General features: G+C 68.8%; 22 protein-coding genes and 1 tRNA gene. 10 read left to right on the plus strand and 13 right to left on the minus strand.

The window, feature by feature from the left end; all coding sequences use genetic code 11:
• Positions 1–68: 68 nt before the first annotated feature.
• Positions 69–857 carry a 3-oxoadipate enol-lactonase gene (pcaD, locus tag C8N44_RS02455; RefSeq protein ID WP_107974583.1) on the plus strand — a complete coding sequence of 263 codons (789 nt, stop codon included), beginning with the start codon at positions 69–71 and terminating at the stop codon, positions 855–857.
• Positions 858–1115: 258 nt separating this feature from the next.
• Here the strand turns inward: pcaD and metG are convergent, their stop codons facing one another.
• Both metG and C8N44_RS02465 read right to left on the minus strand, forming a co-directional pair.
• Positions 1116–2825 carry a methionine--tRNA ligase gene (gene metG / locus C8N44_RS02460; RefSeq protein WP_107974584.1) on the minus strand — a complete coding sequence of 570 codons (1710 nt, stop codon included), beginning with the start codon at positions 2823–2825 and terminating at the stop codon, positions 1116–1118.
• Positions 2826–2913: 88 nt separating this feature from the next.
• Complete coding sequence (locus C8N44_RS02465; protein ID WP_107974585.1) at positions 2914–3660, minus strand: SDR family NAD(P)-dependent oxidoreductase; 747 nt, start codon at positions 3658–3660, stop codon at positions 2914–2916.
• Positions 3661–3888: 228 nt separating this feature from the next.
• Here C8N44_RS02465 and C8N44_RS02470 point away from each other — a divergent pair, with 228 nt between their 5' ends.
• Positions 3889–5178 carry an MFS transporter gene (locus tag C8N44_RS02470; RefSeq protein ID WP_107974656.1) on the plus strand — a complete coding sequence of 430 codons (1290 nt, stop codon included), beginning with the start codon at positions 3889–3891 and terminating at the stop codon, positions 5176–5178.
• Here the strand turns inward: C8N44_RS02470 and C8N44_RS02475 are convergent.
• Both C8N44_RS02475 and truB read right to left on the minus strand, forming a co-directional pair.
• On the minus strand, positions 5175–6401 hold the full coding sequence (locus C8N44_RS02475; protein WP_107974586.1) for an MFS transporter: 1227 nt from the start codon (positions 6399–6401) through the stop codon (positions 5175–5177). The genes C8N44_RS02470 and C8N44_RS02475 overlap by 4 nt on opposite strands.
• Before the next feature lie 162 nt (positions 6402–6563).
• A complete protein-coding gene (truB, locus tag C8N44_RS02480) occupies positions 6564–7472 on the minus strand; it encodes a tRNA pseudouridine(55) synthase TruB (protein WP_107974587.1) in 909 nt (302 codons plus the stop codon).
• Positions 7473–7603: 131 nt separating this feature from the next.
• Here truB and C8N44_RS02485 point away from each other — a divergent pair, with 131 nt between their 5' ends.
• Together C8N44_RS02485 and C8N44_RS02490 are read left to right on the plus strand one after the other, a co-directional pair.
• Positions 7604–8932 (plus strand): lyase family protein, encoded by a 1329-nt coding sequence (locus C8N44_RS02485; RefSeq protein WP_107974588.1) that lies wholly within the window; start codon positions 7604–7606, stop codon positions 8930–8932.
• 113 nt (positions 8933–9045) lie between these two features.
• Positions 9046–10131 carry a zinc-binding dehydrogenase gene (locus C8N44_RS02490; RefSeq protein WP_107974589.1) on the plus strand — a complete coding sequence of 362 codons (1086 nt, stop codon included), beginning with the start codon at positions 9046–9048 and terminating at the stop codon, positions 10129–10131.
• A 7-nt stretch (positions 10132–10138) separates the two neighbouring features.
• On the opposite strand, the gene C8N44_RS02495 is transcribed toward C8N44_RS02490, so the two are convergent.
• A complete protein-coding gene (locus C8N44_RS02495) occupies positions 10139–10486 on the minus strand; it encodes an SH3 domain-containing protein (RefSeq protein WP_107974590.1) in 348 nt (115 codons plus the stop codon).
• A gap of 128 nt (positions 10487–10614) precedes the next feature.
• Here C8N44_RS02495 and C8N44_RS02500 point away from each other — a divergent pair, with 128 nt between their 5' ends.
• The 5 genes from C8N44_RS02500 to C8N44_RS02520 all read left to right on the plus strand — a co-directional run bounded on the left by C8N44_RS02500 (position 10615) and on the right by C8N44_RS02520 (position 15498).
• Positions 10615–11055: a MarR family winged helix-turn-helix transcriptional regulator gene (locus C8N44_RS02500; protein ID WP_244640946.1), complete on the plus strand. Its 441-nt coding sequence runs from the start codon at positions 10615–10617 to the stop codon at positions 11053–11055.
• Entirely contained in the window at positions 11052–12677 is a 1626-nt protein-coding gene (locus tag C8N44_RS02505) for an MFS transporter (protein ID WP_107974591.1), read from the plus strand. Before C8N44_RS02500 ends, C8N44_RS02505 begins: the two co-directional genes overlap by 4 nt.
• A complete protein-coding gene (locus tag C8N44_RS02510) occupies positions 12674–13756 on the plus strand; it encodes an HlyD family secretion protein (protein WP_107974592.1) in 1083 nt (360 codons plus the stop codon). The genes C8N44_RS02505 and C8N44_RS02510 overlap by 4 nt, the downstream gene beginning before the upstream one ends.
• A 126-nt stretch (positions 13757–13882) precedes the next feature.
• Positions 13883–15175 carry a mandelate racemase/muconate lactonizing enzyme family protein gene (locus C8N44_RS02515; protein WP_107974593.1) on the plus strand — a complete coding sequence of 431 codons (1293 nt, stop codon included), beginning with the start codon at positions 13883–13885 and terminating at the stop codon, positions 15173–15175.
• A complete protein-coding gene (locus tag C8N44_RS02520; protein WP_244640945.1) occupies positions 15172–15498 on the plus strand; it encodes an ArsR/SmtB family transcription factor in 327 nt (108 codons plus the stop codon). Before C8N44_RS02515 ends, C8N44_RS02520 begins: the two co-directional genes overlap by 4 nt.
• 84 nt (positions 15499–15582) lie before the next feature.
• Here the strand turns inward: C8N44_RS02520 and C8N44_RS02525 are convergent, their stop codons facing one another.
• The 4 genes from C8N44_RS02525 to C8N44_RS02540 form a co-directional block, all read right to left on the minus strand.
• A complete protein-coding gene (locus C8N44_RS02525; protein ID WP_107974594.1) occupies positions 15583–17484 on the minus strand; it encodes an acyl-CoA synthetase in 1902 nt (633 codons plus the stop codon).
• A gap of 124 nt (positions 17485–17608) precedes the next feature.
• Entirely contained in the window at positions 17609–19408 is a 1800-nt protein-coding gene (locus tag C8N44_RS02530; protein ID WP_107974595.1) for an ABC transporter transmembrane domain-containing protein, read from the minus strand.
• Positions 19409–19538: 130 nt separating this feature from the next.
• Positions 19539–19612, minus strand: a tRNA-Gly gene (locus C8N44_RS02535).
• 67 nt (positions 19613–19679) lie between these two features.
• Positions 19680–20075 (minus strand): cupin domain-containing protein, encoded by a 396-nt coding sequence (locus C8N44_RS02540; RefSeq protein ID WP_107974596.1) that lies wholly within the window; start codon positions 20073–20075, stop codon positions 19680–19682.
• 174 nt (positions 20076–20249) lie between these two features.
• Here C8N44_RS02540 and C8N44_RS02545 point away from each other — a divergent pair, with 174 nt between their 5' ends.
• Positions 20250–21005, plus strand: coding sequence for a sulfite exporter TauE/SafE family protein (locus C8N44_RS02545; protein WP_107974597.1), 756 nt, complete (start codon positions 20250–20252; stop codon positions 21003–21005).
• Positions 21006–21009: 4 nt separating this feature from the next.
• Here C8N44_RS02545 and C8N44_RS02550 read toward each other — a convergent pair whose 3' ends face one another.
• From C8N44_RS02550 to C8N44_RS02565, 4 genes are all read right to left on the minus strand, one after another.
• Positions 21010–21675, minus strand: a complete 666-nt coding sequence (locus tag C8N44_RS02550; RefSeq protein WP_107974598.1) for an SOS response-associated peptidase — start codon at positions 21673–21675, stop codon at positions 21010–21012.
• Positions 21676–21677: 2 nt separating this feature from the next.
• Complete coding sequence (locus C8N44_RS02555; RefSeq protein ID WP_107974599.1) at positions 21678–22868, minus strand: class I SAM-dependent methyltransferase; 1191 nt, start codon at positions 22866–22868, stop codon at positions 21678–21680.
• A gap of 55 nt (positions 22869–22923) precedes the next feature.
• A complete protein-coding gene (locus C8N44_RS02560; RefSeq protein WP_107974600.1) occupies positions 22924–23229 on the minus strand; it encodes a DnaJ family domain-containing protein in 306 nt (101 codons plus the stop codon).
• Between the two features lie 118 nt (positions 23230–23347).
• Complete coding sequence (locus C8N44_RS02565) at positions 23348–24916, minus strand: bifunctional metallophosphatase/5'-nucleotidase (RefSeq protein ID WP_107974601.1); 1569 nt, start codon at positions 24914–24916, stop codon at positions 23348–23350.
• Positions 24917–25035 lie beyond the last annotated feature (119 nt).

A 25035-nucleotide genomic window follows, 5' to 3' on the forward strand; every position in this document is an offset into this window, starting at 1 on the left:
CCCCCGGCGCCTGCTTGCGCCGGGCGCGGTCCTGAGACACCCTCCGTTGCCAAACGGAGGGTTTTTTCATGCAGATGTGCGATATCGGCGGGCTGCGCCTGAACTACCGGATCGACGGGCCGGAGGATGGCGCGCCGGTGGTCTTCGCCAATTCGCTGGGCACCGACCTGCGGCTTTGGGACGACGTGGTCGCGCGGATGCCGGATGGCCTGCGCATGCTGCGCTACGACAAGCGCGGGCATGGCCTGTCGGACTGTCCGCCGCCGCCCTATTCCATGGGCACGCTCGTCACCGATGCCGAGAAGCTCATGGATGCCTTGGGCTTCCGCGAGGCGATCTTCGTGGGACTGTCGATCGGCGGGATGATCGCGCAGGGGCTGGCGGCCAAGCGCATGGATCTCGTGCGCGCCATGGTGCTGTCGAACACGGCGGCCAAGATCGGCACGCGCGACATGTGGGAAGACCGCGTGGCGCAGATCGAGGAAGGCGGGATCGCGGCCATATCGGCGGGCACGATGGAGCGTTGGTTCGCGAAGCCCTTTTACCAGACGAGCGGCTTTCCGGCCTGGCAGCACATGCTGGAGAGGACACCGCAGCCCGGCTACATCGGCTGTTGCCAGGCGATCGCGGGCAGCGATTTCATGACGCCGACCAGCGGGCTGCGCCTGCCGGTGCTGGGGATTGCCGGGTCCGAGGACGGATCGACCCCCCCAGACCTGGTGCGCGAAACGGTGGACCTGGTGCCCGGGTCGCGGCTGGAGATCATCCGCGGCACGGGGCACCTGCCCTGCGTCGAGAAGCCCGACGAGTACGCGGCGCTGCTGACCGAGTTCTTCCGGGCGCAGGGGGCGATCTGAGCGCGTCTTGCTCTCCCCCTCCCCGGCCCTCCACCTAACAGGGGGGGAGGGGCGCGTGCGGCGGACCCGGGCGCGGGGAGCGTGGCTTTCGCGTCATGGCCTCCCCCTCACCCTGCCCTCTCCCCCGGGGGGAGAGGGTGGCGCGTTGCAACTGGCGCGAGGGACATTCGGATTGCACCGCCCTTGGCCAATATCGCCACCTCTCCCCGCCGGGGGAGAGGGCCGGGGTGAGGGGGATCTTCCCGGCGTGAGGGGGATCTAGCGCGTGCCGGCGAAGCGGGACTGCCAGTCCTCGCGTTCCTCGTCGGTGATCTTGCGGAAGATGTTTTCGGGCACCGAGAAGGCATGTCCCGGGGCGAGCACCTCAAGCGCGGCGGCCACGTCGTCGGGCCAGCCGGCGTCCTCGGTCCGCATCGCCGTGCGCAGGGTGGCGCAGGCGTCGGGGATGAAGGGGGCCGAGATCACCGCGTAGAGTCGGATCAGGTTCAGCGCGAGTCGGATCTGCATCGCGGCCTGTTCCGGGTCTTCCTTGAAGGTGGCCCAGGGCGCGGCCTCCTGCAGGTACTCGTTGCCCAGCACCCAGGCCGCCCGCAGCGCGGCGGCGGCCTTGCGGATCTCCATCGCCTCCATGTGGGTCTCGTATTCGCGGATCTTGGTCGTCAGGTCCGCGATCAGCCGGGTTTCCAGCGGGGTCTGCGCGCCGCCCTGCGGCACTTCCTCGCCGAACTTGGAGCGGCAGAACTTGGTCACGCGGCTGGCGAAGTTGCCCAGCACGTCGGCGAGATCCTTGTTCACGGAGGTCTGGAAGTTCTCCCAGGTGAATTCGGCATCGCCACTTTCGGGCGCGTGGCTCAGCAGCCACCAGCGCCAGTAGTCCGCCGGCAGGATCTCGAGCGCCTGGTCCATGAAGACGCCGCGCCCGCGCGAGGTCGAGAACTGGCCGCCGTCGTAGTTCAGGTAGTTGAACGACTTGATGTAGTCGACGAGCTTCCACGGCTCGCCCGAGCCGAGGATCGTCGCGGGGAACGACAGCGTGTGGAAGGGCACGTTATCCTTGCCCATGAACTGGGTGTAGGTCACGTCGTCGGCGCCCTTGTCGGTGCGCCACCAGCGTTCCCAGTCCTCGCCCTTGCCGGCGTCGACCCATTCCTGCGCGCAGGCGATGTATTCGATGGGCGCGTCGAACCAGACGTAGAAGACCTTGCCCTCCATGCCCGGCCAGTCCTCGTCGCCGCGCTTGACCGGGATACCCCAGTCGAGATCGCGCGTGATGCCGCGGTCCTGCAGGCCGTCGCCGTCGTTGAGCCATTTCTTGGCGATCGAGGTGGTCAGAATCGGCCAGTCGGCTTTCGAGTCGATCCACTTCTCCAGCTCGTCCTTCATGGTGGACTGGCGCAGATAGAGGTGCTTGGTCTCGCGCATCTCCAGATCCGTCGCGCCCGAAATCACGCTGCGCGGGTCGATCAGGTCCACCGGGTCGAGCTGCTTGGTGCAGTTGTCGCACTGGTCGCCGCGGGCGCTGTCGAACCCGCAGTTCGGGCAGGTGCCCTCGATGTAGCGGTCGGGCAGATAGCGCCCGTCAGTCGGCGAATACATCTGCGTTTCCGACACTTCGCGGATGAGGCCCTGCTCATAGAGCTGCTTGGCGAAGTGCTGGGTCAGGCGGTGGTTCTGCGGGCTGGACGACCGGCCGAAGTGATCGAAGCTGAGGCGGAAGCCCTCAGCAATCTCGGCCTGCACGCCGTGCATTTCCTCGCAGTACTCGGCCACGGGCTTGCCTGCCTTGGCGGCCGCCAGTTCGGCGGGCGTGCCGTGTTCGTCGGTGGCGCAGAGGAACATGACCTCGTGCCCCCTGCCCCGCAGGTAGCGGGCGTAGAGGTCGGCGGGCAGCTGGCTGCCCACGAGGTTGCCGAGATGCTTGATCCCGTTGATGTAGGGGATCGCCGAGGTGATGAGATGCCGTGCCATGGGTCCGCCTTGTCCGAATTTGCGCCCCATGTAACGCCCGCGTGCCGCAAGGGCCAGAGGGGGCGGCACCCGCCGCCCCCGCCCGGGGTCATTGCGCCGTGTAGCCGCCGTCCACGAGGTGGTAGGAGCCGGTGATGAAGCTCGCCTTGTCCGACAGCAGGTAGGCCACGAGCGAGGCGACCTCGTCGGGTTCCCCCATGCGCTTCATGGCGTGCATTTCGCCCAGCGCGTCCTGCGTGTCCTGGTCAAGCGCGGTTTCGACCAGTGGCGTCTTGATGAAACCCGGGCCGACGGCGTTGATCCGGATGTTGTCGGCGGCGTGTTCCAGCGCGGCGGACTTGGTCAGGCCGAGAATGCCGTGCTTGGCGGTCACGTAGGCCGAGGACCCCGCGATCCCGACGGAACCGAGGATCGAGGCCACGTTCACGATGGCTCCGCCGCCGGCCTTGCGCATGACGGGGATGGCGTGGCGCATGCCGTAGAAGACGCCGTTGAGGTTGATGTTGATGACCTGGTGCCAGCCGTCGAGGGGATACTCGCCCGTGGGCGCCTGCGGCCCGCCGATGCCCGCGTTGTTGACCAAGAGGTGCAGCCCGCCGGTCTGTTCGACCGCGAAGTTCACCATGGCCTCCACGTCCTCGGGCTTCGAGATGTCTCCTCCGACCGAGAGCGCGCCGTGGCCGATTTCCTGCGCCTTGGCGGCGGCAGGCTCCTCGCGCAGGTCCTGCACGACGACCGTCGCGCCGCTTTCGGCAAGCTCCTTCACGATCGCCGCGCCGATGCCCGAGGCGCCGCCGGTGACCAGTGCCGTCTTGCCGTCGAACCGAATGTCCATGGCGAACTCTCCTTGCTGTTAATAATTGAACAATGTTGCGCCGCCGGCCGGCTTTCAACCGATGCCTTCGCATGGTGGACATGCGCCCGGCGCGCGATGGCGCTAATGCTGCATTGCGGCACCGGCCTGTCGGAAATCGGCGCGACAGCGGGCGCGCGGACGCGGGATGCCGGTCAGGCGGACAAGGGGCGCGCGGGCGCCCGGCACGAGAAGTTGGAGAGACGCGGAATGTTCAGCACGCTTTCGGCCATCTGGGCCCTGCTGGTCGGCATGGTGCTCATCATGATGGGCAACGGGATGCACTTCACCCTGATCGGCGTGCGCGGCGGGATCGAGGGCTTTTCCTCGGCCGAGCTTGCCGTGGTGACCTCGGGCTACTTCCTGGGGTTCCTGTCGGGCGCGCGGCTGGCGCCGGTGATGATCCGGCGGGTGGGCCACGTGCGGGTCTTCGCGGCGCTGGGGTCGTTCATGTCGGCGGGGCTGATCGCATTTCCGCTGGTGACCGAGCCCTGGGCCTGGACGCTGCTGCGCATCCTGCTGGGCTTCTGCATGTCGGGCGTCTACGTGACCGCGGAAAGCTGGCTGAACAACGCGGCCACCAACGAATCCCGTGGCAGCGTGCTGTCGGCCTACATGCTGGCGCAGACGCTGGGGATCATCGCCGCGCAGGGGGTGCTGACCTTCGGGGACGCGGCGGGGCCCGCGCTCTTCATCGGGGCCTCGATCCTCGTCTCGGTGAGCTTCGCGCCGATCCTGCTCTCGGCGACGCCAGTGCCGGCGGCGGAGCTCGCCAAGCCCATGTCGCTGGTGCGGCTCTTCCGGGAATCGCCGCTGGGCGCGGTGGGCATCGTGCTGCTGGGCGGGGTCTTTGCCGCGCAGTCGGGTATGGGCGCGGTCTTCGGCGCGCAGATCGGGCTGGACACCTCGCAGGTGGCGCTTTTCGTGGCCATGCTCTTCGCGGGCAGCCTCGTGCTGCAGTACCCCATCGGCTTCCTGTCGGACCGCATGGACCGCCGCAAGCTGATCCTCGGGGCGGCGGTCTGCGGCGTGGGCGCCTGCGTGCTGGGCTTCATGTCCCAGTCGCTGTGGGTCCTGATGGCGGCGGCCTTCATTTCGGGCGGCGTCGCGACGCCGCTCTATTCACTGTTCATCGCGCATACCAACGACTTCCTCCAGGTCGAGGACATGCCGGCGGCCTCGGGCGGGCTGGTCTTCGGCTACGGGCTGGGCGCGATCTTCGGCCCGCTCGTGACAGGCTGGACCATGCAGTACGCGGGGCCAGAAGGCTTCTGGCTGGTGATGCTAGTGCTTTTCGGGCTGATCGCGGGCTATGCGGCCTGGCGGATGACGCGGCGCGCCTCGGTCCCGGTGGACGAGACCGACGCCTACCTCAACGTGCTGCCCACCACCTCGCAGGTCGCGGTGGAGGCAGCCGGCGCCTGGGCCATCGACTATGCCGAGGGCCAGGCCGCCGAGGCCGAGGAGGAAGAGGCGCGCGCCCGCGGCGACGCGGCCTAGCGGCCCTCGGGGTCGCGGAAGCGCGCGAGCAGCCGGCCCACCTGGAACGAGGTGCGCGGCAGGTAGAGGTAGGGCGTGCGCGTTTCCGCCGGGCGGCGGCGCATCCGCAGCAGGCTGTAGAGGATGAGCCCCGCGTGCCCCGCCGCGATCAGCACGAATAGCGCCCCCGGCCCGAAGCGCGCGATCAGGAGCGAGGCGAGCCAGGGCGCGGTGATTGCGCCGACCGCGAACCAGAACATCAGCGCCGCCGAAAGCGAGACGCGCTGATCGCTGCGGGCGTAGTCATGCGCGTGGGCGGCACCGACCGAGAAGATCGGATAGGTGGTCAGGCCGAAGATCCCTGCCATGAGGAAGGTGCCCGTGGCGCCCAGCGTGCCGGCCATGACGGTCGCCAGGGAACTGACGATGGCCGCCGCCGAAAGGCCGATCAGCACGTGGCGCCGGTCGAACCGGTCGGCGAGCCACCCCACCGGCAGTTGCGCCAGCGCCCCGCCCGCGACATAGGAGGCGAGGAACAGCGCCGTCTGCCCTGCCCCGAGCCCCTGCGCGCTGGCATAGACCGGCCCCACCATGCGGAATGCCGCGCCCGAGAGGGCCGCCACCAGCATTCCGACGACGGCGAGCGGCGAGATGGTCCAAGCGAGGCGAGGTTCCAGCCGCGGTGTCTCGGTCGTGACCGGAGGGCTGGCGCGGGTGAGCGTGAGCGGCAGAAGGGCCGCGCAGCAGAGCAGCGCCAGCGTGTTGTAGCTGAAGTAGGCGGCGGGCGGCAGGATGCCGATCATGAGCTGCGCGGTGAGCGATGCCCCGAGATCGGCGACCCGGTAGCCGCCCAGCACGCGCCCGCGCGTCTCGTTGGTGACCCCCGCCTGCACCCAGGCCTCGATCACCGTGTAGCACCCCGCGATGCAAAGGCCCGTGGCCATGCGGAACATGGCCCAAGCGTAGGGATCGGTCACCATCATGTGGGCGAGCAGCCCCATGGCACCGAGCGCGGTGAAGGCCGCGAAGGCGCGCGAATGCCCGACGCTGCCCATGAGGCGCGGCGCCCACCAGCAGCCGACGAAGAAGCCCACGTAATGCGCCGAGCCCAGCAGGCCGATCTGGCCCGTGGAGAAGCCGAGCTGCAGCCCCGAGAGCGCGTCGAGCGGCACCGAGGCCCCCGAGGAAAGTTGCAGGAAGACGACAGAGAGGATCAGGGCGGCGAAGGAGATCGGCATGTGCATGTCGCTGCTTTGCCATGCCCGCCGGTGAAGGCGTGGCAGGATGCGACACGCGGGGTCGTTTTCCGCGCATCACCGGCAGTTGGCGATGCCGTCCGTGTCGCGGGGGGCTCTGCCCCCGGCCCTGCGGGCCTCCCCCGGGAGTATTTGGGCCAAGAAGAAGCCTCAGGCGGTGACGAAGACCCGGGACGGGTGCAGCTCGCCCGCGCGGAAGATGCCCACGGCGACGGCGCGCCCCTCGAAGCTGGCCCAGGCCTCGTCGCCGTACTGCACGTCGCCCGGGATCACCATGCCGGGGTTGCCGTTGCGCAGGCGCGCGGCGCCCTCTGGCGTCGTGCGCAGTTCGGGGAGGTCGGCGAGGCCGGTCTCCAGCGGCAGCAGGTAGGCGTCGAGCTCCGGCGTGCGGGCGAGTTTCTCGACGGTTTCGAGGTCGATGCCGTCCTTCGCCTCGAATGGCCCTGACCAGGTGCGGCGCAGCTCGCGCACGTGGCCCTTGCAGCCGAGCTTTTCGCCGAGATCGCGCGCGATGGCGCGCACGTAGCCGCCCTTGCCGCAGGTCATCTCGAGCGTGACGTGGTCGGGATCGGGCCGCGCGGTCATGACCAGTTCCTCGACCCAGAGCGGGCGGGCCTGAAGCTCGAAGTCGTCGCCGTCGCGGGCGCGCTTGTAGGCGCGTTCGCCGTCGATCTTGACCGCCGAGAAGGCCGGCGGGACCTGCATGATCTCGCCCACGAAGCCGTGCAGGGCTTCCTTGATCTCGTCATCCGAGGGGCGGAGGTCGGAAGAGGAGGTCACCTCGCCCTCGGCGTCGTCGGTGTTGGTGGACTGCCCCAGCCGCACGGTGAAGCTGTAGGCCTTGAGCGCCTCGGTAATGTAGGGGACGGTCTTGGTGGCCTCGCCCAGCGCCACGGCAAGCACGCCGGTGGCGTCAGGATCGAGGGTGCCGGCGTGGCCCGCCTTCCTGGCGTCGAGCGCCCAGCGCACCTTGTTCACCACGGCGGTCGAGGTGAGCCCGGCGGGCTTGTCCACGACCAGCCAGCCCGAAATGTCGCGTCCCTTGCGCCTGCGTGCCATGCAACCCCTCGCGTCGATGTGAGGCCGGGCGCTTAGCAAGCGGGCCCTGCCCTGTCAAACGCCATCGCGGGCTTTCGCCCGGGCGCGGTGCGGCCTAAGACCGGGGGCGAGAGACGACGAGGAGACGCCCCATGCCCGCCACGCCCTTCGACAGCGCCCACCTGAGCCGGCTGTTTCCCACCGGGGAACTGTCGCGGTTGTTCTCGGACACCGCCGAGGTGCGGGCCATGATGATTGTCTGGGGGGCGCTTGCCAAGGCGCAGGGGGCGCGCGGCGTGATCCCCGAGACGGCGGCGGCGGCGATCCACCGGGCGAGCATGGAATTGCAGATCGATCCCGGCGGGCTGGGCGAAAGCGTGGGCCAGAACGCGGTGACGGTGCCGGGGCTGGTGGCGGCGTTCCGCACCGAGATGCAGGCGCCCGAGCACGCGCAGTACCTGCACTGGGGCGCGACCTCGCAGGACATCCAGGACACCGGGCTGATGCTGCGGCTGCGGCAGGTGCTGGCGGCGATGGATGGCGAGGTCGGCACGGCGCTCGCGGGGCTGGCGCGGCTGGCGGAGACGCATGCCGAGACGCCCATGGCCGCGCGAACCTACGGGCAAGACGCGACACCCACGAGCTTTGGCGCGGCGGTGGCGGAGTGGGGCTGGGCGCTGCTGTCGGCGCGCCGGGCGCTGGCGCGGGTGAAGGAGGAGTGCCTGCTGGTGTCTCTTTCGGGCGCGGCGGGAACCGGCGCGGCGCTGGGTCCGCAGGCGGCGGCGCTGCGGGCGGATCTTGCCGAGGTGCTTGGCCTGCGTGATCCGGGCCACAGTTGGCACAGCGACCGGACGGCGGTCCTGCGCATCGCTGCGGCGGCGGTGGAGGCGGCCGTGGCCGCCGGGCGCATGGGCGAGGACCTGATCCTTATGGTGCAGTCGGGCGTGGGCGAGGTTCGACTTGGCGGATCGGGCGGATCCTCGACCATGCCGCAGAAGCAGAACCCGGTGGCGCCCTCGGCCATGGTGGCGCTGGCGCGGCACGCGGCGGGTCTGAACGGGACGCTGCAGGCGGCGGGCCTGCACCGGCAGCAGCGCGACGGCACGGCCTGGATGACCGAGTGGCTCACCCTGCCGCAACTTATGATGAGCGCGGGCGCGGCGCTGGGGCACGCGGCACGGCTGGCCGAGGGGCTGGAGCCGAACGCGGAGGCCATGCGCGCGCACCTTGATAACTCGGGCGGGCTGATCCTGTCGGAGGCGCTGTCGTTTGCTCTGGCCGCGCGGATGCCGCGCCCCGAGGCGCAGGCCGAGACCAAGCGGCTCGCCAAGGCCGCGCAGGCCGCGGGCGACACGCTCGAGCAGGCCGCGCGGTCCGAGTATCCCGACCTGCCCGAAGGGCTGTTCGACCCGGCACGGCAGATGGGCGATGCGCCGGCCACCGCGCGGGCCTTTGCCGCCGCGGTGCGCGAGGGGCATTGAGCGGCGACACGGGCGATCCGGGGGCCTGATACGTCAGAAGATGTCGTTTCTGTGCGAGCGGGCCTATATCCGTGGCGCACACCCTGACCGGGTCACCGGACGGGGAGCGTAGAATGACATCCATCGAAGCCGCGGTCTGCACCGCTTTCGGCGCGCCGCTGAGGATCGAGGAGCTGCGCCTGCGCGATCCGCTCCCCGGCGAGATCGCGGTCAGGACCGAGGCGGTCGCCGTCTGCCATTCCGACATCTCCTTCGCCGAGGGCGCATGGGGCGGCGACCTGCCCATGGTGCTTGGCCACGAGGCGGCCGGCATCGTGACGGGCCTCGGCGCGGGCGTCACCGGCATCGAGGTTGGCAACCGCGTCTGCGTGACACTGATCCGGGCCTGCGGCACCTGCCCGTCCTGCGCGGGCGGACGTCCGACGCTTTGCACGACGCCCCGCGAGAGCGCGTCGCCGCTGTCGCGCGCCGACGGTACGCCGGTGGTGCAGGCCATGCACTGCGCGGGCTTTGCCAGCCGCATGGTCGTGCACCAGAGCCAGGTGGTCCCCCTGCCCCACGATCCTCCCGCCGAGGCGGTGGCCCTGCTGGCCTGCGGGGTCATCACCGGCGTGGGCGCCGTGGTACACGCGGGCAAGCTGCGGGCGGGCGAGGACGTGGTGGTGATCGGCACGGGTGGTGTCGGGCTGAACGCCATCCAGGGCGCGCGCATCGCGGGGGCGCGGCGCATCGTGGCGGTCGACACGAGCCCCGCGAAGCTCGAGATCGCGAAGGGGTTCGGCGCGACCGAGGGGGTTCTGGCCAGCGGCGACAAGCCGTGGCGCGAGGCGCTGAAACTCATGGGCCGGGGCGCGGACCTCGTGGCGGTGACCGTGGGGGCCATTCCGGCCTACAACGACGCGCTGCGCTATCTCGGCCCCGGCGGGCGCATGGTCATGGTGGGGATGCCGCATTCCGGCGCGATGGCCGAATACGAGCCGACGAGCCTGAGCTACCTGCAGCAGGGCATGGCTGGCTCCAAGATGGGTGACGTGGTGATCCGACGCGACATCCCGTGGATGGCGGACCTCTACCGGCAGGGGCGGCTGAAGCTGGACGAGCTGATCTCGGGTCGCTGGCGGCTGGACCAGATCAACGAGGCCTTCGCCGATACCAAGGGCGGCGGGGCCAAGCGGAACGTGATCCTCTTCGATAGCTGAGACGCGTCTACCCCTCGCTGACGACAAGGTGGCGGCGGGGCACCCAGCCCGTGTCGCCGTCCGCCGCGCGGCAGAAGACCCAGCCGTGCGATTCCTGCAGCCCCTCGAGCACCTGCCCGGCGACGCAGGTCAGCTCGGTTGCGGTATACTCCGCCCGGGCCATGTGGATGCCCCCCTCCTCGAAGACAAGGCTGTCGGGAATCCAGCCCTCGCGCCCGTCGGTTGCCGTTGCCCAGAGCCAGCGGTGCCCTTCCCAGACGTCCGCGCGACCCGAGAGCCGGACGCGTTCGCCCGGTGAAAGGCGGATCGGGTCTGCGTAGCTTGCCGTCCAGTCGCCCGTCACGATGTAGTCCATGAGCTTCCTCCCCCTGCCTTGCACGGCGCGCAATGCCGCCCTGCCCCGAGCATGGCGAGCATAGCCGATCTTGCAATCGGCAGGGATATCATTAGCTAGGCAATTACTTAACAAGCTAATGAACCGCCATGACCCGTGCCTTTACCTCTCAGCAGAAGATGCTCGATTCCATGCAGCGTGTCGTGCGCGAGATGCGGCGCGCCTTCGACACCGAGGCACAGGCGACAGGGCTGACGCTTTCACGCGCCCGCCTCCTGCGGATGCTCACGCGGATGGAGGGCGGTACGCAGGCGGAACTGGCCGCCGAACTCGGAATCGAGGCCCCCTCGGTCAAGCGGCAGATCGACGGGCTTGTCCGCGACGGCTACGTCGAGCGGCGCGAGATCGAGGGCGACTGCCGCAAGCGGGCGTTGTTCCTGACAGAGAGGGCCAAGCAAGACCAGGTCACGCGCTTTGCCGACCGCGTGCGGTCACAGGCCATGGAGGGTCTGTCGGACGAGGAACTCGACGCCGCGCGCGCGGTGCTCGACCGGATCGCCGCGAACGTCGGGGACATGGGCCGGCGATGAGCGACGCCACACCAGCCACGCAAGTCCCCACCGAACCGCCGGTCTCGGTGCGTGCGGCGCTGCCCTACATGCTCGCTTCGGCCTTGCTGGCACTGTCGCAGGGGCTGGGCCAGGGCTTCGTCAGCGCCAACATCCCACAGATCGCGGGCGATATCGGCGCCACGACGACCGAGGCGAGCTGGCTGATGGCAGCCTACCTGATTCCCCGCGCCTCGCTACCCTTGATGCTGATCAAGATCCGCACCCAGTTCGGGCTGCGCCGCTTTGCCGAGGTGGGCATCGTCGCCTATGTCATCGTGGCCTTTGCCGCGCTCTGGATCGACGACCTGCGGTCGGCCATCGTGGTGCAGTTCCTCTCGGGCGTTGCGGGGGCGCCGCTGTCGACGCTGGCCTTCCTCTACATGCTGGAAAAGCTTCCACGTGCGCTCAAGCTGACCCTCGGGCTGCCCTTGGCGCTGGCGGTGATCTTCTCCGGCGCGAACCTCGCACGGGTCATATCGCCCGCCCTGCTCGGCGACAACGGGATGCTCTGGATGCACCTCACGACGCTGGGCATGGCCATGGTCTCGCTCATGCTGGTCTACCTTTTGCCGCTGACCCCGGTGCCTCGTCAGAAGGTCATCCGCCCGCTCGACATCACGAGTTTTGCCCTCATCGCGACCGGCTTCGGCGGGCTGACAATCAGCTTCATCATGGGCCCGATTCACTGGTGGACCGACGCGCCCTGGATCGGCTGGCTGCTGGCCGGGTCGGTCGCCGCGATCACGCTGGCCGCGGTGACCGAGCTGCACCGCGAGGCGCCGCTGCTGGACATCCGCTGGATCACCAGCCCCGAGATCCTGCACCTTGCCGGGGCGCTGCTGCTCATGCGGCTGCTCATGGCCGAACAGGCCGCCGGTGCGCCGCGGCTGATGCAGGCGCTCGGCGTGGGCAATGCCCAGATGGTGACGCTCTTTGCGCTGATCGTTCTGGCGACCGTCCTCGGGGCACTGGCCTGCGTGGCGCTCATGCGGCCGGGGCGCGAGCCGCAGTTCCACCTCGTGGCGCTACTGCTGATCGCGGCGGGCGCCTTCATGGACAGCCACGCCACCGCCCTCACACGTCCCGAACAGATGTACGTCAGCCAAACGCTGATCGCCTTCGCCGCCATGCTCTTCCTGCCGCCGGCGATGATGGCGGGCCTGATGAAGGCGATGGCCAAGGGGCCATCGTACCTTCTGTCCTTCATCGTCGTGTTCCTGTCGACGCAGCTGCTGGGATCCGTGCTGGCCTCGGGGCTGTTCACGACGCTGGTGAACCAACGGCAGGCGCACCACCTTCAGGTCCTGCGCGAACAGCTCATGACCTCTGACCCCGCGACGCTTTCCGTGCTCGCACAGGGCACCCGGCTGGCGCAGTCGCAGGTGGCCGACGCTCTCGCGGCGCGGGGGCAGGCCCTCTCTCAGATTGTAGGCACCCTCACCCGCGAGGCCACGGTACTGGCCTACGATGACGCCTATTTCCTGATCTTCCTCGTTGCCCTCGGCGGCGCCTCGGCGCTGTTGCTGCACCTCCTGCGCGACGTCCTGTCGGCGCGGATCGAGGCGCGGCGGGCCCCAAGTCACCCGGAACCGACCACATGAAACCTTCGCATTTCCTCCCCACGATCGTCGTCTCGGTGATCGGTATCGCCGGCGTGTTGGTGCTGCTCTTCGCCTGGCACCTGCCGCCCTTCACACCCGCGCAGCCGACGACGACCAACGCCTATATCCGCGGCAACGTCACGAGCCTCGCGCCGCAGCTTTCGGGCTACATCGACAGCGTCGAGGTCACCGACTTCGACGAGGTCCGCGAAGGCGACGTGATCGCGCGGCTCGACGACCGGATCTACCGGCAGCAGCTGCGGCAGGCCGAAGCGAACCTTGCCTCCGCAAAGGCCGCTCTCAAGGTGGCCCGGCAGGAGGTGACCTCGGCCGAGGCCGTCGCCCGCGCCGCCGAGGCCACGGTCGGGGCCGCCCGGTCGACGCTGGAAACCGCCCAGAGCGACTGGACCCGCGTGCAGCGCCTGCGCGACCGCGACATCGCCTCGGACGCCAGCGCCGACCAGAGCCGACTTGCCCTGCGCCAGGCCGAGGCCGGCGTGACCGAGGCGGAGGCCCAGCTCGACATTCAGCGCGAGGCGCTGGAAAGCGCCAAGGTTGCGCTGGACACGCGGGCGGCCGACATCGCGAGCGCCGAGGCCGCGGTGGAGACCGCCCGCATCAACCTCGAGAACACGGTGATCCGCGCCCCCGCCGACGGTCGGCTGGGGCAGGTCTCGGCCCACGCAGGGCAGTTCGTCTCGGCGGGCACCGGGCTCGTCTCGCACGTGGGTCGCGACGTCTGGGTGATCGCCAATTTCAAGGAAACCGGCCTGCACGGTGTGCGGATCGGCCAGCCCGTGCATTTCACCGTGGATGCCGTGGGCGGCCACGACTTCCGCGGACATGTGGAGGCGTTCTCGCCTGCTACGGCGTCGGAATTCAGCCTGCTTTCCGGCTCGAACGCCACCGGCAACTTCACCAAGATCGCACAGCGCCTGCCGGTGCGCATCGCGATCGACCCCGGGCAAGACATGATCGGCGAACTGGCGCCGGGCCTTTCGGTCGTGGTCGATATAGACACCCTTGCGGAAACCGACAGGGACCTCGCCGGAAGGCCGCTTTTCCCCTCCGAGGGGTGAGTGACCAAGCGTCAACAACGCGTTGCAATCCGCGACAGAGGGGCGCAATGGTAGCGGAACCACGTCAGCCGTCGCCAGCGTAGGAACCGACGAACCGGGCATGAACCCGGCGATGGGAGGCCAACGATGAAGCTTCAGGACTGCGAGGTGATCGTCACCGCGCCCCCTGCCCCCGGCTGGGGAGGTCGGTACTGGATCCTCGTCAAGCTGACCACGAATGACGGGATCACCGGCTGGGGGGAATGTTACGCCGCATCGGTGGGCCCCGAGGCCATGCGGGCGGTCATCGCCGACGTCTTTGACCGCCACATGCAGGGCGAAAGCCCCGAGCGCATCGAGATGATGTTCCGCCGGGCCTATTCCAGCGGCTTCACCCAGCGGCCCGACCTGACGGTCATGGGTGCCTTTTCCGGGCTCGAGATCGCCTGCTGGGACATCCTCGGGAAGGCGCGGGACCGACCGGTGCACGCGCTGCTCGGCGGGCGGATGAACGATCGCATCCGTGCCTACACCTATCTCTATCCCATGGCCCACCACGAGATCGGCACCTTCTGGAATTCGCCACAGATGGCCGCCGAGGCCGCCGCGGAGGCGGTGAAGGACGGCTGGACCGCGGTGAAGTTCGATCCGGCGGGCCCCTACACCCTGCGCGGCGGCCATCAGCCTGCCATGCGCGACATCGAGCGGTCGGTCGCCTTCTGCCGCGCCGTGCGCGAGGCGGTAGGCGACCACGCAGACATGCTCTTCGGCACCCACGGCCAGTTCTCGGTCCCCGGTGCGATCCGGCTGGGACAGGCCATCGCGCCCTATGGCCCGCTCTGGTACGAGGAGCCGATCCCGCCGGACAACCCGCTGGATTTCCAGCAGGTAGCCGAACGCCAGCCTGTCCCCGTGGCGACGGGCGAGCGGCTGACCACACGGGCGGAATTCGCGACGCTCCTGCGTACCGGCGGGGCGCATATCCTTCAGCCGGCGCTCGGCCGCGCAGGTGGGATCTGGGAGGGCCGCAAGATCGCCGCGCTGGCCGAGAGCTTCGGCGCCGAAATCGCGCCGCATCTCTATGCCGGACCGGTGGAATGGGCCGCCAACCTGCAGCTTGCCGCCGCGATCCCGAACCTGCTTCTTGCAGAAACGATCGATACCCCCTTTCACGAAGCCCTCATCAATCACAATTTAAGGGTGGAAGGCGGCTACATCGAAGTCCCCGACACGCCGGGGCTCGGCATCGAGGTGGACGAGGCGCTGGCACGGGCCCATCCCTATGACGGCGCCGCGCTGCACCTGCAGATGCAGGAAGCCCCCTGCAACTATTCCGAAGAGAACATCTTCGCGGGGGGTGCGCCTCCCCCGGAAAAGCCTCTCCCGACTTCGACCCAAACGGGCCCCTCGCGGGCCGACGACAGAGAACCGATACGATGAGCGACACAGATATCGCACCGCCGCCCCCCGAAGAAATGGCGCAGAACGCCCAGAACGCGGCAGCCTTCCTCAAGACCCTCGCCCACCAGGGCCGGCTCATGATCCTGTGCCACCTCGGCTCGGGCGAGAAATCCGTGGGTGAACTCGAAGCCCTGCTCGACATGCGGCAGGCCGCGGTCAGCCAGATGCTCGCCCGGCTGCGCGAAGAAGGCCTCGTCCAGACCCGGCGAGAGGGCAAGGCGATCTACTACAGCCTCGCGGGCGAAGACACCAACCGCGTGATCGGGCTGCTCTACGAGATCTTCTGCCGCAAGGACGGCTGAGGAGTAAGGGAGGGGGTGCTGCCCCCGCCCCTCCGGGACTCCCCCGAAGTATTATATTTGCCCAGAAGAAGCGCGGGACGCGCCTCAGGCGGCTTCCTGACCGCTGCTGCCCGCCCAGTCCCAGGGCCGCGTAAAGGCGCCCAGGACATGGCCGACCTCATCGGCGCCCGCACCATTGGCGGTGACCTGCGCGACGAGCCCACGGGTCTTGTCGTCGACAACCGCGGTCACACGCGCCGCCGAGCCCGCCTTCTCCAGCGCCTGGTTGTAGACGCGAGTGATGGCCTGCTTGCGCAATTCGGGTTTGAAGACCTTGCCGACGGCGGTCTTGGGCAGTTCGTGCAGGATGGTCATGTGCTTGGGATAAGCCGCGCGTTCGTGAATATGCACGCGCGCATGCTCCATCAGTTCCGCCTCGGTGACCTCGGCCCCGTCCACCAGTTCGACGAATGCGCATGGCAGCTCGCCCGCGTAGGCGTCGGGCTGGCCAATGGCGCCCGCGAAGGCCACCGCCGGGTGCGAGAGCAGCGCCTCCTCGATCTCGGCGGGGTCGATGTTGTGGCCCGAGCGGATGATGAGGTCCTTGGCGCGACCAGTGATCCAGAGGTAGCCGTCGGCGTCGATGCGGCCGAGGTCGCCGGTGCGCACGTGCGTCCCCCAGTGGAACATGTCGGTGTTTCGGGAGACGTCCGTGTAGGTATGCCCCGGCACGACGCCCGGGCTAGAGATGCAGATCTCGCCGATCTCGTCGGTGGCGCAAGTCCGCGGGCCCTCGGGGGTCGCACGCACGATCTGGACGTCGGTGTAGGGGAACGGGATGCCCACGGAGCCCACCTTCTTGGTGCCCGCTGGCGGGTTTACCGAGACGAGGCAGGTGGCTTCGGTCAGGCCGTAGCCCTCGCAGACGGTGACGCCGCAGGCGCTTTCGAACCGCTTGAAAAGTTCGAGCGGCATGGGCGCGGACCCCGAAAAGGCGCTTTTCACCGACGAGATGTCGGCATCCACCGGCCGCTGCATCAGGGCCGCGACCGCCGTGGGCACGGTGATGACGAAGCTGATCTTCCAGCGCTCGCAGAGCTTCCAGAAATTGTCGAAGACCCCCTCGCCCCGGTAGCCCGCGGGCGTCGGGAAGACCACGTGCGCGCCCGAACACAGCGCCGACATGACGATCACGTGGCAGGCGAAGACATGGAACAGCGGCAGCGGGCACATGATGTTGTCACGCTCGGTGAAGAGCAGCGAATGCCCGAGCCAGCCGTTGTAGAGCATGCCCGAGTATCGGTGCTGCGCCACCTTGGGCAGGCCGGTGGTGCCGCCGGTGTGGAAGTAGGCAGCGACGCGGTCGAGCTTGCTGTCTTCGAAATCAAGCGTGGTGGCCTGGCGGGCGACCTCGGCGTTGAAGTTCCGGTAGTCGGCGTGGTGCTTGCCGGCGTTCTTGGGCCGGATCAGCGGCACCAGCCAGCTTTTCGGGGGCGAGAGGTAGCGCAGCAGGTCGACCTCGAGCACGGTATGCACCTGTGGCGCGTGGCGCACCGCCTCGGAGACCTTCTGGGCGACGTCGCTCTTGGGGAAGCTGCGTAGGGTGACCACGACCTTGGCGCCGGTCTCTCGCAGGATGCCGGCGATGTGTTCGGGTTCGAGCAGCGGGTTCACGGGCGCCACGATGCCTGCCACGGCGCCGCCCATCATGGTCCAGAGCGTCTCCTGGCAGTTGGGGAGCACGTAGGCGACGGTGTCCTCTTCGCCGATGCCCAGTTCGCGAAAGAGATTGGCGGTCTGGGTGACCTTGTCGCGCAGCTGCGCCCAGGTGAGCGTGTCGGCCTTGTCCTTCGGCCCGGAGGTGAGCTGGTAGCTCGTCGCGGGCCGGTCAGGGAAGGCGGCGGTCGTCCTCGACAGCTGGCCGTAGAGCGTCTTGGGCAGATCGCGCTCGGCCCAGGGCATTTCCGCTTCGATGGAGTCGCGATCGGCCAGACTGGCGTAGCTCATGGATGCCTCCTCCCAAAGGACATGATGGCATAGTGTGCCCAACATAAAGGCAGGCTTGCAAGAAACCCGACGCAAGGGAACAGGTCGTTACGCAGCGTCGAAGGCGGGCGCAGGCCCGCCACCTTCATTCGGCGGCGATCCCGTCGGTGAACTGCAGCCGCGCGAGCCGGGCGTAAAGCCCGCCCTCGGCCACCAGCGCGTCGTGCGGCCCTTGCGCCACCACGCGGCCGCTTTCCATCACGATGATGCGGTCGGCCTTCTTCACGGTGGCCAGACGATGGGCGACGATGATGGTGGTGCGCCCCTGCGAGAGACTGTCGACCGCCCGCTGCACCGCGCGTTCGCTTTCGGCGTCGAGCGCGCTGGTCGCCTCGTCCAGCAGCAGCACCGGCGCGTCACGCAGGATGGCGCGGGCGATGGCGATGCGCTGCTTCTGGCCGCCCGAGAGCACGAGGCCGCGTTCGCCCAGCCAGGTGTCGTAGCCCTGCGGCAGCGCCTCGATGAAGCCGTGCGCCGCGGCGGCCTGCGCGGCGGCCTCGATTTCCGCATCCGCCGCCTCGGGCCGGCCAAAGCGGATGTTGTCTCGGGCCGAGGCGGCGAAGATCACCGGGTCCTGCGGGACAAGCGCGATGTGCTTGCGGAAGGCTTCGCGCGCGAGGGTATCGAGCGCCACGCCGTCGAGCGTCACGCGGCCCGCCTGCGGATCGTAGAAACGCTGCAGCATCTGGATGATGGTGGTCTTGCCCGCGCCCGATGGGCCGACGATGGCCACCGTCTCGCCAGGGGCGATCTGCAGGTCGACGTGATCGAGCGCGGGGGCATCGGGGCGCGAGGGGTAGTGGAAGACCACGTCCTCGAAGCCGATCTCTCCGCGCACGGGTGTGGGCAGCGTCACGGGCTGGGCGGGGTCGGTCACCGTATCCTCGGCCTGCAGCAGGTCCACGAGGCGCTCGGTCGCGCCGGCGGCGCGTTGCAGCTCGCCGAAAATCTCCGACAGCGCGCCCACGGCGCCCGCCACCATGACCGAGTAGATCACGAACTGGATCAGCGCGCCTGCGCTCATGTCGCCCGCGCGCACGTCCCACGCACCGATCCAGAGCACGCCGACGATGCCCGTGAAGACGAGGAAGATGACGATCGCCGTCATCAGCGCCCGGGTCCAGATCCGGCGCCGGGCGGCGTCGAAGCTGTGCTCGGTCACCTCGCCGAAGGCGTTCTTGGAAATCTGCTCGTGGGTGTAGGCCTGCACCGTCTGCACGCTCGAAAGCGCCTCGGCGGCATTGCCGGAACTCTGCGCGATCCAGTCCTGATTCTCGCGGCTGAGGGTGCGCAGCCGACGACCAAGCGTCAGGATCGGCACGATGACAATGGGCACGATCAGCAGCACGAGGCCGGTCAGCTTGGCCGAGGTAAAGACCATCAGCAGCAGCCCGCCGGTGAAGAGCAGCGCGTTGCGCAGCGCGATCGAGACCGAGGAGCCGATCACCGACTGGATCAGCGTGGTGTCGGTGGTGATGCGGCTCAGGACCTCGCCGGTCATCAGCGTCTCGTAAAACGCAGGGGAGAGCGAGATCACACGGTTGAAGACGGCCTTCCGGATGTCGGCCACCACGCGTTCGCCCAGCCGCGTCACCAGCGCGTAGCGCAGCGCCGTGCCCAGCGCGAGCAGCGCCGCAATCCCCAGAGCCGCGCCGAAATACTTGTCGAGCAGCGCGCCGTCCTGCGTGTTGAAGTTGTCGACCACGCGGCGCACGGCCATCGGAAGGATCAGCGAGACGGCCGCGGTCAGCACCAGCGACAGGATCGCCGCGACCATGAGCGCGCGGTAGGGGCGCATGAAGGGCCAGAGCGCGGCCAGTGAACTCAGCCTGCGCGACTTCTCGCGCTCTTCCTGCCCCGGACCGGGGGCGCCATTGCGGGCCATGATGTCTCCATTAACCGATCTGCTTGGCGTGTTGCGCCATGCGGCCCATGAAGGTCAAGCAGCCCCTTTGACGCGGCCCATATCGGCTGCGGGGGCACACGTCCGACGCTGTCGGAAAATGGGGAGAGCGTGGAGCGGGCAGCGGGAATCGAACCCGCACCAAGAGCTTGGAAGGCTCGTGTGATACCATTTCACCATGCCCGCTCGGTGGACTTTGCATAGTTGAGCCGTTCGCGACGGTCAAGCGGGTGACCGCGCTGACCGCTGCGTGTCACGCGAGGTAGACCTCGTCGCTCACCTGCTCGTCCCAGAGCGCCATCGGGTCCGCACCGCCGTCCTGCAGGACGAAGCACGTCATCGGGGAAGTGGCCGTGCCGCCAAGCCAATGGCGCTCTCCGGCCTCGACCCAGACGGTATCGCCGGTGCGCAGGCCGGTCTTGTCCTCGCCCGCGCGTTGCAGCCATCCCGCCCCCGCGGTCACGATCAGGAGCTGGCCGTGCGGCGGCACGTGCCAGGCGGTGCGCGCGCCGGGCCCGAAGGTGACGATGCGCCCCCCGGTCGAGGCCGGGCCGCCGTCGTCCGATGGCATGTCGATCCGCACCGGTCCGGTGAAGGGCGCCCGGCGGTCCGGGGCCGCGGCGGGCCGGGGAAAGGGGATGACCGTCATGGTAGCCTCCGTGTCTGTCCTGTCCGGCGCGCTGCCGGGTCCCGATACAGCTAGGTCCCCCCGCGACCGCGAAAAGACGCAGCCCCCCGAAGGGACCCTTGAGCGCTGTTCATCAGTGCCCCGGGAACCCGAGCTCGCTTGACCTTCCCGCCCGGCTGGCAGAAACCGTCAGGCATGTTGACTGGTGACTTGTCAGGGGTGATCTGGGCGGTTCTCGCGCTCGCGCTCGGCGGCGTTCTCAAGGGCGCGACCGGCGCCGGGGCGCCCATCATCGCGGTGCCCGTGATCGCGCTCTTCCACGACGTGCCCACGGCGGTGGTCACGCTGGTGCTGCCGAACTTCTTTTCCAACACCTGGCAAAGCTGGACCTACCGCAAGGACATCCCCGAGGGCGCCTTCGCATGGGCCTTTGCCGGTGCAGGCCTCGCGGGCGCGCTGGCGGGGACGGTGATGCTGGCGAGCTTCACGCCCCAGATCCTGCTGCTCATGGTGGCGGGGGTCGTGTTCCTCTACATCGCCTTCCGCCTGGCCCGCCCCGGCTGGCGGCTGCCATTCGAGACCGCGCGGCGCATCGTGCTGCCCGCGGGACTGGCCGCGGGCATCCTGCAGGGGGCGACCGGCGTCAGCGCGCCCATCTCGATCACCTTCCTCAACGCCATCGGCTTCGAGCGGCGTGTCTTCATCGGCACGATATCGATCTTCTTCCTCGCGATGACCTTCATCCAGATCCCGCTGATGATCGGCTACGGGATGCTCACGCCGCACCTTGCGCTGCTCAGCGCCACGGCGATCCTGCCGATCCTCGCGGGGATGCCGGTGGGCGCGGCGCTCGCGCAGCGCATCCCGCGCGAAGTCTTCGACAAGGTCATCCTCGCCCTGCTGGCCGTGGTCGCCGCCCGCCTCGCCTGGAGCGCGCTCGCCTCGTTCTGAGCGTTCAGTCCTCGATCGGCTCGATCAGTTCGGGCCCGCTGGCGCGGTTGGAGTTCACCTTCGGATCGACCCGATGGAACCGCAGCGCATCCTCGGGCGCGGCCCGCATCAGGGTCGCCGCACCGTGGCCCTCCTCGCCCAGCCACTTGGCCCAGCTTTCACGCGACAGCACCACCGGCATCCGGTGGTGAATGCGCGACATGGCCGCGTTCGCACCGGTGGTCACGATGGCGCAGGTGCGGAACCCCTCGCCCTCGCGCTCCCAGTCCTGCCAGATCCCGGCAAAGGCCAGCACCTCGCCCTCGGCGGGCTGGATGAACCACGGCAGGCGGTTACCGTCGGCGTCCTTGGTCCATTCGTAGAAGCCGCTCGCCGGGATCAGGCAGCGCCGGTGGCGGCAGGCCTCGCGGAAGGCGGGCTTGTCGGCCACGCTCTCGGCGCGCGCGTTGATCAGCAGCGGGCCGTCGTTGGTGGCCTTGTACCAGTGCGGCAGGAAGCCCCAACGCATCGCGGTCAGCCGCCGCGTGCCGCCCTCGCTCAGCACCGCGACAACATCGTTGGTGGGGCAGACGTTGTAGTTCGGAATCGGCGGCAGGTCGTTGCCCGGCACCGCGTCGAAGATCGAGGTCATCGCCTCGCGCGGGAGGGTGACGGCAAAGCGCCCGCACATGGCTAGCGCGCCCCCAGCGACGAGTAGAGCATCAGCCCCCAGTCGGTCAGCTCGCGCGAAACCCGTCCCCAGAGCGCACCGAAGCGCAGAGGGTCCATGCCCTGCCCGATCTCGGTCAGGCTGCGCCGCCCGTCCACCCGCGCCAGCAGCGGGGCGGCGTCGCGGGGCAGCGTGATCTCGGCCTGCACCTCGCGCAGCTTCACCGGCAGCGCCCTGCCCTGCGACACCGCCTTGGCCAGCGGCCCGGCTTTCACGCCGCGCAGGTGCGGGACCAGCGCGCGATTGGCGCCGCTCGCCACCGGGCGAGGCTCCTCGGCCGGGATGGCGTAGGCGATGTGCATCCGGATCGTGCCGCGCAGCTTTTCCGCCACCTCCATGGCGGTCAAGTCGTCCATGCCCTCGGGGCGGGCGGCGATGCGCGCCAGATCGTAAAGCGCGGGCGTGGTGAAGCCCTGCAGCGCCCAGCCCGTGCGCTCCAGCGTCTCGACCAGATCACGGACGCCATAGGCCCGGTCCTGCCCGTGCAGCAGCAGATCGTAGAACCCCGCGTCCGAGGCGCGGTGATCGCCAAGGCTGGTATTCGCGGCGAACGGATGTTCCGGTGGCAAGGCGGCGACGATGTCCTTGGCCCGCGCCAGACGCTCCGCCGGGGACACCCCTTCAAAGAGCGCGCCGAAGGCCTCTTGCAGCGCGTAGACGCCGGAGCGGCCATAGGGCGCGTAGACCATGAAGCCGAGGCCACCGCCCGGCGCCAGCGCGGCGCGCAGCGCGCGAAAGCCCTCGTCCGCGTCCGGCAGATGGTGCAGCACCCCGCAGCAGTCGATGTAATCGAAGGGCCCGTGCTCCGGCGCCTCCTGAAGCACGCCCGTGTGGAAGCTGATGCGGGTCAGCCCGCGTGCCGCCGCCCGCGCCTCGGCCACCTGCCGCGAGGCGGTGGAGAGGTCGATGTAGGTGATCTGGTGATCGACGCCCGCCCGGTCCAGCACCGTGGCAAGCTGGATCAGCCCGTCGCCGGTGCCCCCGCCCGCGACCAGCGCGCGGAAGGGTTGCGACCAGTCGCGCCGCCCGCCGAACAGCCAGTGGTCGATCTCCAGCGGATGCGAGGGTGACCCGGTGATGAGCCGCTTCGCCTCGTCAGCCGGATCGCGCTCCGGATAGGGGTATGTCTCATATTGTTCCCGCGTGGTGACCATCTGCCCGCCCTTCTGCCCGGGCGCAGATTGGCACGCGGGCGCGGGAAGGCCAAGATCAGCGGCGGCGTCCGCGCGCCATCTCGAGCCGCGCCTCGGTCATCGAGATGTCGGCGATGATCCGGCGGCGTTCGTCCCGGTCCGAGGCCTCGCGCAGCTCCTCGCGCAGGCGCGCCAGCTCGCGGCTCATGGCCACCTCGGGCGGCACCGCATGGTTGTCCTTGAGGATGCGGTTCAGCACCGCGTTCTCGGGATCGTCGCAGGGCGGCAGCGGCTTGCCCGCGCCGGGCAGGTTGTCGAACTCGCCCTTCGCCTCGGCCTCGGCGATGCGGGCGGAAATCAGGTCCATGAGCGGGTGATCCATGGCGGCGGCCTCCGGGGTTTCCCCCAAGATAGGGCCTGGGCGCCCGTCGCGAAAGACGCCTGCGAAACGAAAACGGGCGCCCCGAGGGACGCCCGCCTGTCTCGACCTGTCGAAGGGATCACTCGGCCTCGAGCACCGTGATCCGGCCGTCGGTGTAGGGCTCGTAGGGCGTATTCTCGGCGAGGTATTCCGCCGTCACGTCCGCGAGGTCCGGCCCGTAGTCGTAGGCGTTCTCGGCATCCACGAACATGGAGTAGCCGTCGCCGCCGTTGCGCACGTAGTTGTTCGACACCAGCATGTAGGTAGCCTGCTCGTCGATCGGTTCGCCCGCGATCATCACCTCGGAGATGCGGCTGCCGACCTCGGCCGAGGGATCGACCGTGAAGCTCATGCCCGCGACCTGCGGGAAGCGACCGCCGCCATCCTCCATCTGGCTCACGCCGTTTTCCAGCGCCTCGACGATGGTCTTGCCCGTGACCTCGAAGGTCGACAGCGTGTTCTGGAACGGCAGCACCGTCAGCACCTCGCCCATGGTGACTTCGCCCGCGTCGATGGTGGCACGCAGACCGCCGCCGTTGGTGATCGCGGCCACGACACCCTGATCGGCCACGCGGTCAAGCATGGCATCGGCCACCAGAACACCCATCGGGCATTCCACCGCGCGGCAGACCGTCCGGTCGCCCTCGATCGGGGCCGAGGTTTCTGCAACAACCTCACTGCGCAGCTCTTCGAGCGGGCCGGCGAGTTCGTCCATCCGCGCCACGGCGGCCTCGTCCTCGGCCACCGAGGCATCGAGCAGCTTGGGCGCGCCGGTCAGTTCGGTCAGGTTGCCCTCGTCATCGAAGGTCACTTCCACTTCACCAAGGTACTTGCCGTAGGCATAAGCGGTCAGGATCGGCACGCCGTTGACCTCGGTCGGATAGGGCCCCTCGGCGCCATCCATGTCGCCCAGAAGGGTATGGCTGTGGCCGCCGATGATCAGATCCACCCCGGTCAGCTCCTCGGCAAGGCGCTTGTCCGCGGGCAGGCCCACGTGGGTCAGAAGGATGATCTTGTTGACGCCGTCTTCGGTCAGCCGGTCGACCTCGGCCTGCGCCGCCTCGGCCGCCGACGAGAAGACCACCGTCTCGCCGGGAGACGAGGTCTCGGGGGTGTCCTCGGCCAGCACCGAAACGATGCCGATCTGTTCGCCGTCCAAGTCGATGACCGTGGAGGCCTCCACCCTGTCGGCGAGCATCTCGTTTCCGCTCACGTCGATATTGGCCGAAAGCACCGGGAACTCGACCATGTCGAGGAACGCGGCAAGCCCCTCGGGACCTTTGTCGAATTCATGGTTGCCCACGGCCATGGCGTCGTAGTTGAGCTGCGACATGAACTCGGCCGCAAGCTCGCCGCCGTACTGCGTAAAGAAGAGCGAGCCCTGGAACTGGTCGCCAGCATCCAGAAGCAGCACGTCGCCCTCTGCGGCCCCGCGCGCCTCTTCGATGGCGGTGATCATCCGGGCGATCCCGCCAAAGCACTCACCCGCTTCGTTGTCCTCGTCCGAACAGGTCGAATCATAGGCACTGATCGGCTCGAAACGGTCGTGGAAGTCGTTGGTGTGCAGGATGGTCAGCGAATAGTCGGCGCTCGCCGCACCGGCCGCCACCATGAGCGCCGCGGCACTCGTCATCAGGCGAAGGGACATAAGGAACCTCTCTGTCGGAATTATTTTCTGGAAAAGATCGTGCAACGGGGCCTCCTGCAAGTCAAAGGTGCAAATGAGGGGTGGCCCTAGCGTCATCCTGCGATGTCATCACAGGCCAT

This window comes from Allosediminivita pacifica, from assembly GCF_003054175.1.
Lineage (GTDB): Bacteria > Pseudomonadota > Alphaproteobacteria > Rhodobacterales > Rhodobacteraceae > Allosediminivita > Allosediminivita pacifica.

Coding starts and splice junctions, on each gene's coding strand:
- C8N44_RS02550 (WP_107974598.1), bottom strand. CDS start 21,675: ATGTGCGGGCGCTTTGCCGTCACCCTCCCGCGCGAGGCGATGACCTCG.
- C8N44_RS02565 (WP_107974601.1), bottom strand. CDS start 24,916: ATGTCCCTTCGCCTGATGACGAGTGCCGCGGCGCTCATGGTGGCGGCC.
- C8N44_RS02520 (WP_244640945.1), top strand. CDS start 15,172: ATGAGCGACACAGATATCGCACCGCCGCCCCCCGAAGAAATGGCGCAG.
- C8N44_RS02515 (WP_107974593.1), top strand. CDS start 13,883: ATGAAGCTTCAGGACTGCGAGGTGATCGTCACCGCGCCCCCTGCCCCC.
- C8N44_RS02505 (WP_107974591.1), top strand. CDS start 11,052: ATGAGCGACGCCACACCAGCCACGCAAGTCCCCACCGAACCGCCGGTC.
- C8N44_RS02470 (WP_107974656.1), top strand. CDS start 3,889: ATGTTCAGCACGCTTTCGGCCATCTGGGCCCTGCTGGTCGGCATGGTG.
- C8N44_RS02525 (WP_107974594.1), bottom strand. CDS start 17,484: ATGAGCTACGCCAGTCTGGCCGATCGCGACTCCATCGAAGCGGAAATG.
- C8N44_RS02560 (WP_107974600.1), bottom strand. CDS start 23,229: ATGGATCACCCGCTCATGGACCTGATTTCCGCCCGCATCGCCGAGGCC.
- C8N44_RS02545 (WP_107974597.1), top strand. CDS start 20,250: ATGTTGACTGGTGACTTGTCAGGGGTGATCTGGGCGGTTCTCGCGCTC.
- truB (WP_107974587.1), bottom strand. CDS start 7,472: ATGGCACGCAGGCGCAAGGGACGCGACATTTCGGGCTGGCTGGTCGTG.
- C8N44_RS02485 (WP_107974588.1), top strand. CDS start 7,604: ATGCCCGCCACGCCCTTCGACAGCGCCCACCTGAGCCGGCTGTTTCCC.
- C8N44_RS02495 (WP_107974590.1), bottom strand. CDS start 10,486: ATGGACTACATCGTGACGGGCGACTGGACGGCAAGCTACGCAGACCCG.
- C8N44_RS02540 (WP_107974596.1), bottom strand. CDS start 20,075: ATGACGGTCATCCCCTTTCCCCGGCCCGCCGCGGCCCCGGACCGCCGG.
- C8N44_RS02510 (WP_107974592.1), top strand. CDS start 12,674: ATGAAACCTTCGCATTTCCTCCCCACGATCGTCGTCTCGGTGATCGGT.
- C8N44_RS02555 (WP_107974599.1), bottom strand. CDS start 22,868: ATGGTCACCACGCGGGAACAATATGAGACATACCCCTATCCGGAGCGC.
- C8N44_RS02475 (WP_107974586.1), bottom strand. CDS start 6,401: ATGCACATGCCGATCTCCTTCGCCGCCCTGATCCTCTCTGTCGTCTTC.
- metG (WP_107974584.1), bottom strand. CDS start 2,825: ATGGCACGGCATCTCATCACCTCGGCGATCCCCTACATCAACGGGATC.
- C8N44_RS02530 (WP_107974595.1), bottom strand. CDS start 19,408: ATGGCCCGCAATGGCGCCCCCGGTCCGGGGCAGGAAGAGCGCGAGAAG.
- C8N44_RS02490 (WP_107974589.1), top strand. CDS start 9,046: ATGACATCCATCGAAGCCGCGGTCTGCACCGCTTTCGGCGCGCCGCTG.
- C8N44_RS02500 (WP_244640946.1), top strand. CDS start 10,615: ATGACCCGTGCCTTTACCTCTCAGCAGAAGATGCTCGATTCCATGCAG.
- pcaD (WP_107974583.1), top strand. CDS start 69: ATGCAGATGTGCGATATCGGCGGGCTGCGCCTGAACTACCGGATCGAC.
- C8N44_RS02465 (WP_107974585.1), bottom strand. CDS start 3,660: ATGGACATTCGGTTCGACGGCAAGACGGCACTGGTCACCGGCGGCGCC.